Annotated in this window: 10 protein-coding genes; 2 read left to right on the top strand and 8 right to left on the bottom strand. The window is 54.2% G+C overall.

Features of this window, described 5'->3' with window-relative positions; translation table 11 throughout:
- Window positions 1–112: 112 nt before the first annotated feature.
- Both ABWP27_RS10570 and pepN read right to left on the bottom strand, forming a co-directional pair.
- Window positions 113–1,117 (bottom strand): class 1 fructose-bisphosphatase, encoded by a 1,005-nt coding sequence (locus ABWP27_RS10570; RefSeq protein ID WP_353156416.1) that lies wholly within the window; start codon window positions 1,115–1,117, stop codon window positions 113–115.
- Window positions 1,118–1,201: 84 nt separating this feature from the next.
- Window positions 1,202–3,850 (bottom strand): aminopeptidase N, encoded by a 2,649-nt coding sequence (gene pepN, locus ABWP27_RS10565; protein ID WP_353156413.1) that lies wholly within the window; start codon window positions 3,848–3,850, stop codon window positions 1,202–1,204.
- 232 nt (window positions 3,851–4,082) lie between these two features.
- On the opposite strand from pepN, the gene ABWP27_RS10560 reads away from it, so the two are divergent.
- Window positions 4,083–4,724, top strand: a complete 642-nt coding sequence (locus ABWP27_RS10560; protein ID WP_353156410.1) for a DUF4136 domain-containing protein — start codon at window positions 4,083–4,085, stop codon at window positions 4,722–4,724.
- Window positions 4,725–4,858: 134 nt separating this feature from the next.
- Here ABWP27_RS10560 and ABWP27_RS10555 read toward each other — a convergent pair whose 3' ends face one another.
- From ABWP27_RS10555 to ABWP27_RS10530, 6 genes are all read right to left on the bottom strand, one after another.
- Complete coding sequence (locus tag ABWP27_RS10555) at window positions 4,859–5,017, bottom strand: hypothetical protein (RefSeq protein ID WP_353156407.1); 159 nt, start codon at window positions 5,015–5,017, stop codon at window positions 4,859–4,861.
- Between the two features lie 9 nt (window positions 5,018–5,026).
- Complete coding sequence (locus ABWP27_RS10550) at window positions 5,027–6,001, bottom strand: quinone oxidoreductase family protein (protein ID WP_353156405.1); 975 nt, start codon at window positions 5,999–6,001, stop codon at window positions 5,027–5,029.
- Window positions 6,002–6,052: 51 nt separating this feature from the next.
- Window positions 6,053–6,832, bottom strand: coding sequence for an SDR family oxidoreductase (locus tag ABWP27_RS10545; RefSeq protein WP_353156402.1), 780 nt, complete (start codon window positions 6,830–6,832; stop codon window positions 6,053–6,055).
- A gap of 9 nt (window positions 6,833–6,841) precedes the next feature.
- Entirely contained in the window at window positions 6,842–7,762 is a 921-nt protein-coding gene (locus tag ABWP27_RS10540; RefSeq protein WP_353156400.1) for a DMT family transporter, read from the bottom strand.
- A gap of 147 nt (window positions 7,763–7,909) precedes the next feature.
- A complete protein-coding gene (ribA, locus tag ABWP27_RS10535) occupies window positions 7,910–8,545 on the bottom strand; it encodes a GTP cyclohydrolase II (RefSeq protein WP_353156397.1) in 636 nt (211 codons plus the stop codon).
- Window positions 8,546–8,628: 83 nt separating this feature from the next.
- Window positions 8,629–9,243 (bottom strand): FMN-dependent NADH-azoreductase, encoded by a 615-nt coding sequence (locus tag ABWP27_RS10530; RefSeq protein ID WP_353156395.1) that lies wholly within the window; start codon window positions 9,241–9,243, stop codon window positions 8,629–8,631.
- 155 nt (window positions 9,244–9,398) lie between these two features.
- On the opposite strand from ABWP27_RS10530, the gene ABWP27_RS10525 reads away from it, so the two are divergent.
- Window positions 9,399–10,270, top strand: an 872-nt coding sequence (locus ABWP27_RS10525) for a LysR family transcriptional regulator (RefSeq protein ID WP_353156392.1), incomplete at its 3' end; no start/stop codon positions are given.

Here is a 10,270-nt window from a genome sequence, read left to right as displayed (position 1 = left end):
GGGAGCCGAACTATAGCAAGCACCCAAACCCTTTGCAACCCCTTTCGGGAAAATACTTCAATTCTTTTTAAGAACGCTTTAATTCAAAAGGATTTGCCTCTATACAGAAGCATTACTTTGTCTTGTGATAACTCGTCACCAGATCAACTTCATTCTTGGAGCCAAGGAACACGGGCACACGCTGATGCAGCTTTTCCGGCTGGATATCCAATATACGTTGCTGACCATCAGTTGCCGCACCACCTGCCTGCTCTACCAAAAACGCCATTGGATTCGCCTCGTACATCAAACGCAGCTTGCCTGGCTTGTCCGGTTCACGCGCATCGGCCGGATACATGAAAACACCACCACGGTTAAGAATGCGATGCACATCTGCCACCATCGAGGCAATCCAGCGCATATTGAAATCCTTGCCGCGCGGCCCTGTCGTACCTGCCAGCATTTCATCGACATAACGCTTGACCGGCGCATGCCAGTGGCGTGCATTCGACGCATTAATGGCAAATTCCTTGGTATCCGCAGGGATTTGCATATTCTTCTGCGTCATCACCCACGAGCCCATTTCACGATCCAGCGTAAAGCATTGCACGCCGTTGCCTGTCGTCAGCACCAGTACGGTTTGCGGACCATATACTGCATAACCGGCAACTACCTGCTTGCTGCCTGCCTGCAGGAAATCGGCTTCTTTTGCCGTATGCATGCCGTCTGCTGCTTTCAATACCGAGAAAATCGTACCTATAGATACATTCACATCGATATTGCTGGAGCCATCGAGCGGATCGAACAGCAAAAGATATTCGCCCATCGGATAGCGGTTTGGAATCGGATGGATGGTTTCCATCTCTTCCGAGGCCATGGCTGCCAGATGACCGCCCCATTCATTCGCTTCCAGCAAGATATCGTTGGAAATGATGTCGAGCTTTTTTTGCACTTCGCCCTGTACGTTTTCGCTCTGTGCGCTGCCCAGCACTTCACCGAGTGCGCCTTTGCCGACGGCGTGACTAATGGTTTTGCAGGCGCGGGCGACAACTTCGATCAACAGGCGCAATTCCGCCGGGATGTTGTTATGCAGGCGTTGCTCTTCTATCAGGTATTGCGTGAGGCTGATGCGTTTCATAACGTCCTTTACTCTTAATCAAACTACATTGACTGCCGTTTTAACCGGCAATTGTATGCTTCTCTATATAGAAGGACAGGGGAACTAGGCGGCTGCAAGCGACTTCGTGATCACTTCCTTCGTATCCTTGGAAAGTTTGGCTGCCGCCACACGATTGAGTGCCGCCTGCATCTTCTCCTGCAAGGCAGGCGCATATTTGCGCCAGCGATCCAGGCTGCGCGCCAGACGTGCCGCCACTTGCGGATTGATTGCATCAAGCGCAATCACCTGCTCTGCCCAAAACGCATAGCCGCTGCCATCAGCAGCATGAAAACGCGATGGATTGCCATTGCAGAAACTGAATATCAGACTGCGGGCACGATTCGGATTCTTGATCGAAAACGCCGGATGCTGCATTAATGCTCGCACGGCAGCGACATCGGCCGTACGCGCCATGGCTTGCAAACTGAACCATTTGTCGATCACCAGCGGTTCCTGCTCGAAATCGCTATAGAACCTGGCCAGTGCCGCAGCCTTGCCCGGCGCCTGGCTATTCGTCAGCGCCGACAAAGCAGCCATGCGATCGGTCATATTGTCGGCGGCATCGCATTGCGCCTGAGCCAGCGTGTGTGCATCAGCATCGTCCAGCTCCGCTATATAAGATAACGCCAGATTCTTCAATGCACGCTTGCCGGACGAACCGGCATCAGGACTGTAAGGCCCGTCGGTTTGACTGGATTGATATGCGCCAACAAAATCCGACCGCAAGGCTTGCGCCAGCGACTGACGCAAAAAGCGGCGCGCCGTGTGAATTGCCTGCGGATCGATGACATCCATTTGTTCGGCAATGACCGTTTCCGCCGGCAAGGTCAGTACCGTCTCGCGGAAAGCAGGGTCGAGCTGCCTGTCATTCAAGGTCGCGCGCAGGCTCTCGCTCAATGCAGGATCGATATCCAGCGCATGCGACTTCTGTACAGCAGTCGTCAATGCAAGCAGGCGACGTGTCGCCAGACGCTGGCCAGCCTCCCAGCGATTGAAGGCATCGCTATCGTGCGCCATCAGGAAAGCCAGCTCTTCTTCGCTGTAGTCGTATTCCAGCACCACAGGCGCAGAAAAATTGCGCAGCATGGACGGCACCGGCATTTCACTCACATCAGTAAAACGGAAAGTTTGCTGCGCCGAAGTCAATTCCAGCACCACCGTGCCGGTCGCGACGACTTCGCCGTCAAGCTTCAATGGCATGTCTTTGCCGCTGCTATCGAGCAAACCCAATGCAACAGGAATATGAAACGACTGCTTTCTTTCCTGTCCCGGAGTCGGCGCGCAAAACTGCGACAAAGTGATGTCATACGTCTTTTGCACGGGGTCGTAGACAGTCTTCGCCTTCACACGCGGCGTGCCTGCCTGACTGTACCAGCGCTCGAACTGCGTCAGATCACGCCCATTGGCCGCCGACATCGCGGCGCGAAAATCGTCGCATTCGACCGCTTGCCCATCATGTCGCTTGAAATACAGATCCATACCTTTGCGGAACCCATCGCGTCCCAGCAGCGTTTGGTACATGCGCACCACTTCGGCGCCTTTTTCATAAATCGTGACGGTATAGAAATTACTGATTTCAACAAACGAATCGGGACGCACCGGATGCGCCATAGGGCCCGCATCTTCCGGAAACTGCGCCTGGCGCAACACGCGCACATCGTCGATACGCTTGACGGCACGGCCGCTGTCGGTGCCGATCATATCGGCGGAAAACTCCTGATCGCGGAACACGGTCAGGCCTTCTTTCAACGATAACTGGAACCAGTCGCGGCAGGTCACACGGTTGCCGGTCCAGTTATGGAAGTATTCATGCCCGACCACCGCTTCGATATTGGCGTAATCGACATCGGTTGCGATGCGCGGATTGGCCAGCACATACTTGGTATTGAAAATATTCAAGCCCTTGTTTTCCATCGCCCCCATATTGAAGTCACCGACGGCCACGATCATGAACCTATCCAGATCCAGTTCCAGGCCAAAACGGCGCTCATCCCAGCGTATGCTGTTGATCAGCGAATCCATCGCGTGCTGCGTTTTGTCCAGATTGCCGTCTTCTACCCATACCTGCAGCAAGGCTTCGCGACCGGATTGCAGCTTGATTTTTTCTTCCTGGCACACAAGTTGGCCAGCCACCAGTGCGAACAGATAGGACGGTTTCTTGAATGGATCTTCCCACAAGGCATAGTGACGGCCATCGCCGAGGTCGCCCTCTTCAATCAGATTGCCGTTCGACAGCAAGACCGGATATGTCTTCTTGTCCGCGCGCAACATGACCGTATATTGCGCCATCACATCAGGTCGATCGGGGAAGTAGGTGATTTTGCGGAAACCTTCGGCTTCGCATTGGGTGAAAAAATTGCCGTTCGAGACGTACAAACCCATCAGCGAAGTATTTTTGTCCGGCCTGATCAGCGTTTCTATTTCCAGCGTGATCTGGTCCAGCGCGACCGGAATGCGCAACACACCTTCTTTCAGCGCGTAATCGCGGCTGGACAAAGTTTTACCATTCAAGCGGATTTGCACCAGTTCCAGCTCTTCGCCAAATAAAACCAGCGCCTGCTCCTTGCTGGCCGGATTACGCTCCAGCGTCATCCGCGTTGCCACGCTGGTTGCGGCGGGATCGAGGTCAAACCCCATCTGGACAGTGCGAACCCAATAACTTGGTGGCGTGTAATCTTTGCGATAAATCGCGGGGGATGTGTCAGTGCGCATAGGAATAGGATTCGGTGGGAGTGAAGCAAAGGCCCATTTTACCAATCATGGGATTGAAAATGGAATCTGCTTGTCTGTAGCGTGTCTATAGTAAAGGCGCGGCAAACAGGCATTCGGTTTGCTGACGTAGCCAGATAGACAACAAAGAAAAAATGCATGGGATTTACAAAATGTAACGATTCTTTTCACCAGTGCCGTTATCCTGTGTGTATAGCATCAAGGAGAATAAAAAATGCGTCGCAGTTTATGGGTGTTCATTGCTGTAATTAGTGCTTTATTGAGCGGTTGCGCTTCATTCGTTAGAAGCGATGTCGTTGCATTTCATGAATGGCCCGCTGATTTGCAGAATAAAACCTATGTTTTTGACCGCACGTCCGAACAGACTAACGATCTCGAATATCGCAGCTATGAAAATCTGGTGCGTACGGAACTGGGCCGCCTCGGCTTTGCCGAAGCGCAAAACCCGCGCGGCGCCAATCTGAAGGTTGCACTGGATTACAGTATTGATGCTCGCGATGTCACCGCAATCGAACCGGTACTTGTAGATCCATACTGGCCGTACGGCTACGGTTACCCTTATTACGGCCCAAGATGGCGTGGTTATTACGGTCCGTACTACGATCCATTCTGGTATCCCGGCCCGGTTACGCAATATCGCGAGGTGCAATACCAGATATTCCAGCGTCAGCTCAATATTCTGATTACACGCAGCAAGGATGGCAAAAAACTGTACGACGTCACGGTGAACAGCGATGGCGGCAATGGCTCGATGGCATTCGCCATGCCGTATATGGTGCGTAGCGCGTTCAGTGATTTCCCGGGGCGCAACGGCGTACCGCGCCGCGTGAATCTGGAAATTAAAGACAAGGAATAGGAAGACGATATTTCTGCGCATCCGCGCATGCAGCAAGGCAGCGGATCAAGCACATCAATTGAAAATGGCGGTTTGCTGATGCAAGCCGCCATTTTTTTGCCGGAAAAAACTGTCGCGCTATCCAGCGCCAGCATTCAAGGCGTGTAATACGCCTGCGAACCGAGAGTAATTGCCACAATCAAGGCGACGGCACATGCCAGCAACAACAACAAGCGCCCGAATTTGGGCGTACCGTCTGAAACGGACGACTGTTCTTCTGCCTGCGACTTGTCGCTTGTATCTAACTCTTGCATTGCTTCACCTCAGGGAATCAAAATTGTGGAGCCGGTGGTTTTGCGTGACTCCAGATCGATATGTGCCTGCGCCACATCTTTCAAGGCATAACGCTGATTGATGCTGAGTTTTATCTTGCCGCTTTCAACCATGCCGAATAATTCAGCCGCCATCTGCTCCAGATCGTCGCGCTTGGCAGTATAGGTGAATACCGACGGGCGAGTGACAAACAGCGAACCGCGCGAAGCCAGTTCCGTCAGGCTGAATGGCGGTACCGGGCCGGATGCGTTGCCGTAGCTGACCAGCATGCCCATAGGCGACAGGCAATCGAGCGAACCGGTAAACGTGTCTTTGCCGATCGAGTCATACACCACCGGCACACCGGCGCCGTTGGTGATCTCCTTCACACGCTCGACAAAATTTTCCGTGTTGTAATTAATTGTGTGCGTGCAGCCATGTGCCTTGGCCAATGCTGCCTTTTCGTCCGAACCAACGGTGCCGATCATCGTGACGCCGAGCGCGCGCGCCCATTGGCAGGCGATCAGGCCGACTCCGCCAGCGGCGGCATGAAACAGAATCGTTTCTCCGCCTTGCAGCCGGAAAGTACGACGCAGCAGATACTGTGCCGTCAATCCCTGCAACATCATGGCGGCGCCAGTCTCGAAATCGATAGAGGCTGGCAATTTAACCAGCACCTTGGCCGGCAATACGCGCGACTCTGCATACGCACCAGGCGGGCCGCCTGCATAGGCAACGCGATCGCCCGCTTTGACGTGCGTCACACCCTCACCGACAGCCGCCACTACACCGGCGCCTTCCATGCCGAGGCCGGCCGGCAAAGTCTGCGGATACAAACCCGTACGGAAATACACGTCAATGTAGTTCAAGCCGCACGCCATTTGATGAATCAAGGCCTCGCCCGGACCCGGCGCCGCAAGCTCCACATCCAGATACTCCATCACTTCCGGTCCGCCAGTTTTGTTGATCCTGATTGCTTTGGTCATGAATTCTCGCTTGTGAATGAATAGGAACGAATGGGCGGGAACTACCGCATTTTAAAAAGTACCGGGGTAAGCACCACCGTCGAGCAGGATATTTTGTCCGGTCATGTAACCTGCGTGCTGACTGCACAAAAATGCACAGGTGGCACCGAACTCCTGCCGCGTGCCGAAACGTTTGGCCGGATTCGACAATTTTCTCGCTGCGCTGATTTCATCCAGCGACTTGCCACTGGACTTGGCCGCCTCGTTAAAGATCGAGTGTAAACGATCTGTCTCGAAAGGTCCGGGCAGCAGATTATTGATCGTCACATTCTGCGCCACCGTCTTGCGCGCCAGCCCGGCCACAAAGCCGGTCAGGCCGGAACGCGCGCCATTCGACAAACCCAGGGCGCTGATCGGCGCTTTTACCGCACTCGAGGTGATGTTGACGATGCGCCCGAAACCGCGCGCCATCATGCCATCCACGGTTGCCTTGATCAGTTCGATCGGCGTCAGCATGTTTGCGTCCAGCGCGGCTATCCAGTCGTCGCGCGTCCAGTCATGAAAATCGCCGGTTGGCGGGCCGCCGGCATTCGTGACCAGAATGTCGGGTTGCGGGCAAGCGGACAAAGCCTGTGCACGCCCTTCCGCTGTCGTGATATCGCAAGCGACAATCGTGATGACACCGCTTGCAGAACGGCGAATTTCCGCCGCCGTCGCTTCCAGCACCTCGATATTGCGCGCCACCAGCGTGACATGAACGCCCTCGGCCGCCAGTGCTTCGGCGCAACCGCGCCCCAAACCACGGCTGGCACCGCATACCAACGCGGTTTTTCCTTTAATTCCCAGATCCATCGCAAACTCCTACGCGCGTTTTTTGGATAACAGATAAATGCCGCACAAGACCAGTGCGGTGCCGGCCAATTGTATGCCGGTGATCGGTTCGCCCAATATCCACGCCGCCAGGAACAGGGTTGAAACCGGGCCTATCATGCCGGCTTGCGAAGCAGTTGCCGCACCGATACGATCGACTGCAATCATGGTCAAAAAGACTGGCAAGACCGTGCAGAAAAAAGCATTGATCATCGACAGATTGTAGACCGCCATCGGCTGGATCAGCATCGAGGTCGGACGCAGCAAAAAGAATTGCCCGATACACGCCACGCTGGAAACGCACATCGCATAGGCGACCAGGCGCAAGGCGCCGACGCGGCGCACCAGCTCACCGGTGCCGACCAGATAAATCGCGTAAGACACTGCGCTACACAGCACCAGCACACTGCCGAGTACCACGCCATTGCCGCCAACCCGCACATCATGCATGAACACCAGTACGGTGCCGAGATAGGAGGTGCCGAGCGCCGCCCATTCGATGGCGCTGATTTTCTTTTTCATCAGAAAAACCGAAATCAGCAAAACGAAAGATGGCGTCAGAAACAGGATCAGACGTTCCAGGCCGGCGGAAATATATTGCAACCCGAGAAAATCGAGAAAACTGGACAGGTAATAACCCATCAAGCCCAGCAATACGATCTGCCATTTTTCCTTGCCGCTCAGAGGCGTCGCATTGCGCGATTTCCAGATGCCGATGACGATGAAAAACGGTAGCGAGAACATCATGCGAAAGGCAATCAATGTCACTGCATCGACGTCATAGCGGTAAATCAGTTTGGCGACAATCGCCTTGGTGGAGAACAGTACCGCACCGGTCACGCCTATCAGCAAACCGATCAGGAACAGTTTGCGGGCAGTCGATGCTGCATCAGGGGAGGGAGGGGAACTCATATGTCGATTGTACGGACGAAGGCTTGCACGCTGCTGACAACCGGCTTCAAAAGCAGACAGCATATGCATTTTCTGAAAAACGCATTGCCCGTCCGCCAATAAAGAGTACGTTCAAATGAAGCAGACGCTTACTTGGATGGCAAACGCTTAAAACAAATGGCCGAGCTTGTTTGCCTTGGTCGTCAGATAACGTTCGTTGAACGGATTGTGTGTGATGACCAGCGGTACACGCTCCACTACTTTCAAGCCGAGCTGTTCCATCGCCGTAATTTTGCGCGGATTATTGGTCATCAGGCGCAAGCTGGAAATTTTCAAATGTTGCAGCATAGGCAGGCACAAGCGGTAATTGCGCTGATCCGGCTTGAAACCCAGCGCTTCGTTCGCTTCCACCGTATCGGCTCCGGCATCCTGCAATTGATAGGCACGGATTTTATTCACCAGACCAATGCCGCGCCCTTCCTGGCGCAAATAAAACAAGGCGCCACGCCCTTCTTCAGCGATTTTTTGCAATGCCGCTTCCAGTTGCGGGCCGCAATCGCAGCGCAGGCTGAACAAGGCGTCGCCGGTCAGGCATTCGGAGTGTATGCGCGCCAAGACCGGCTCACCATTGGCGACGTCGCCCAGCGTAATGGCGACATGTTCCTTGCCGGTTGCCGGTTCGGTAAAAGCGTGCAGGCGAAACTTTGCCCACGGCATGGGTAATTCGCAAGAGGCAACATAGTCCAGCTCAACGGCAGGAAGAACAGCCGCTGCTGCAGGGACGGAAGTAAGGCTAGTAGTCATTGGTCAGTCTTAATCTAACAGCACAAGCAGCCGTTACCGCTTATCGGCATCGGCTGCTTTTTTTGCACGAAAGACGAAGGATATCAGGCTGGCAGCAATTCGTTGATGGTGTTGCTGGTTTTTGCCAATGCCTTATTGACACCTTCTTCACCCATTGCCACACCTTCGCTGTTGATAATCGTCACATCGGTCAAGCCGATAAAGCCCAGTACGGTGCGTAAATAAGTCGCATTGAAGTCCATAACCTTCGCCGGGCCTTCGCTGTAAATACCACCGCTGGCAGTGAAGATATACACTTTTTTTCCCGTCAACAGGCCTACCGGACCTTTATCAGTGTACTTGAACGTTACCCCGGCGCGTGCCACGTGGTCTATCCATGCTTTCAAACCCGAAGTGATGGAGAAGTTGTACATAGGGGCGCCGATCACGATCACATCGGCGTCGAACAATTCCTGCACCAGCGTTTCCGACAATGTGGCGATTTGCGCCTGCTCGGGCGTGCGCTGCTCGGCTGGCGTAAAAAATGCACCCAGCGTGCTGCCATCGATATGCGGCAAGGGTTGCGCTGCCAAGTCGCGCTCAACGACGACTGCATTGGCGTCCTTTGCTTTCCATTTATTGATGAATTCGGTCGTCACTTTGCGTGAAATCGAATCGCCGTTACGGACACTGCTGTTAATGTTAAGGATCTTGGTCATGATAAAACTCGCTTTCTTGTCAGATGATGGGCAGCGCGGCTTTTCAACCTGCTCCTGCTTAAAAAACACGGCTCGTGTTGTTGCAACCATCGTAAGACAGGATTAGCATCAAGAAAACCCACATTGTTTAACTTGTTAGCATCGATTTTTTAGATATGAGAGATCCCGGAACGCCGACGCTGGACCAATTGCGCGTATTTGTCGCAGTCATCGACTACGGCAGTTTTTCACGTGCCGCACGCGAATTGCACCGTACGCAGTCGGTCATCAGTTATACGATTGCCAATCTGGAAGCACAGTTGAATGTCGCGCTGTTCGACCGTAGCAAGCGCAAACCAACCTTGACCGAAGCCGGCAAAGCCTTGCTGGCCGATGCACGCACTGTCGGCCTGAAAGTCGATGCAATGCGGGCGCGCGCAAAAACGCTGGCGCAGGGTCTGGAAGCGGAAGTTTCGATCGCAGTCGATGTGATGTTCCCCAATTGCCGACTGGTTGCCGCCCTGCAGGCATTCCAGCAGCAATTTCCGACCGTGGCCTTGCGCCTGCGCATAGAAGCGCTGGGTGCAGTGATGAATCTGGTCGGCCAGCGCATCTGCCAGATCGGCATTGCCGGTCCCATGCTCGATTTCGCCGATACCTTCCAGAGCCAGCCGGCCGGTTCCATCACAATGCTGCCGGTCGCTGCGCCCACACACCCGCTGGCGCAAATAGAAGGCATCGTTCCAACCGAAGTTGCACGCGATTACACGCAGCTGGTGCTGACTGATCGCAGCGAACTCACTAGCGGGCAAAATTTCGGCGTGATTGCCGTGCGCGACTGGCGTCTCGGCGATCTGGGTGCCAAGCATATGCTGCTGCGTGCGGGTCTGGGCTGGGGTTCGATGCCGGAAGAAATGATTCGTGAAGATCTGGACACCGGACGGCTGGTACAACTGAAGCTCGCACATATGATCAGCGGAGAATACACGCTACATATGATTAACCGTCTCGATGAAGCGCCCGGTCAGGCCGGTCGCTGGCTGATGCA

The sequence above is a fragment of the Herminiimonas fonticola genome (assembly GCF_040395855.1).
GTDB lineage: Bacteria > Pseudomonadota > Gammaproteobacteria > Burkholderiales > Burkholderiaceae_D > Oxalicibacterium > Oxalicibacterium fonticola_A.
Note: the sequence above shows the minus strand (reverse complement) of the source record. Positions and strands in the feature narration are given on the sequence as shown.

Bases quoted from the DNA above. Each gene is read 5' to 3' on its own strand.
- ABWP27_RS10570 (WP_353156416.1), bottom strand. From the start codon at position 1,117: ATGAAACGCATCAGCCTCACGCAATACCTGATAGAAGAGCAACGCCTG.
- pepN (WP_353156413.1), bottom strand. From the start codon at position 3,850: ATGCGCACTGACACATCCCCCGCGATTTATCGCAAAGATTACACGCCA.
- ABWP27_RS10560 (WP_353156410.1), top strand. From the start codon at position 4,083: ATGCGTCGCAGTTTATGGGTGTTCATTGCTGTAATTAGTGCTTTATTG.
- ABWP27_RS10555 (WP_353156407.1), bottom strand. From the start codon at position 5,017: ATGCAAGAGTTAGATACAAGCGACAAGTCGCAGGCAGAAGAACAGTCG.
- ABWP27_RS10550 (WP_353156405.1), bottom strand. From the start codon at position 6,001: ATGACCAAAGCAATCAGGATCAACAAAACTGGCGGACCGGAAGTGATG.
- ABWP27_RS10545 (WP_353156402.1), bottom strand. From the start codon at position 6,832: ATGGATCTGGGAATTAAAGGAAAAACCGCGTTGGTATGCGGTGCCAGC.
- ABWP27_RS10540 (WP_353156400.1), bottom strand. From the start codon at position 7,762: ATGAGTTCCCCTCCCTCCCCTGATGCAGCATCGACTGCCCGCAAACTG.
- ribA (WP_353156397.1), bottom strand. From the start codon at position 8,545: ATGACTACTAGCCTTACTTCCGTCCCTGCAGCAGCGGCTGTTCTTCCT.
- ABWP27_RS10530 (WP_353156395.1), bottom strand. From the start codon at position 9,243: ATGACCAAGATCCTTAACATTAACAGCAGTGTCCGTAACGGCGATTCG.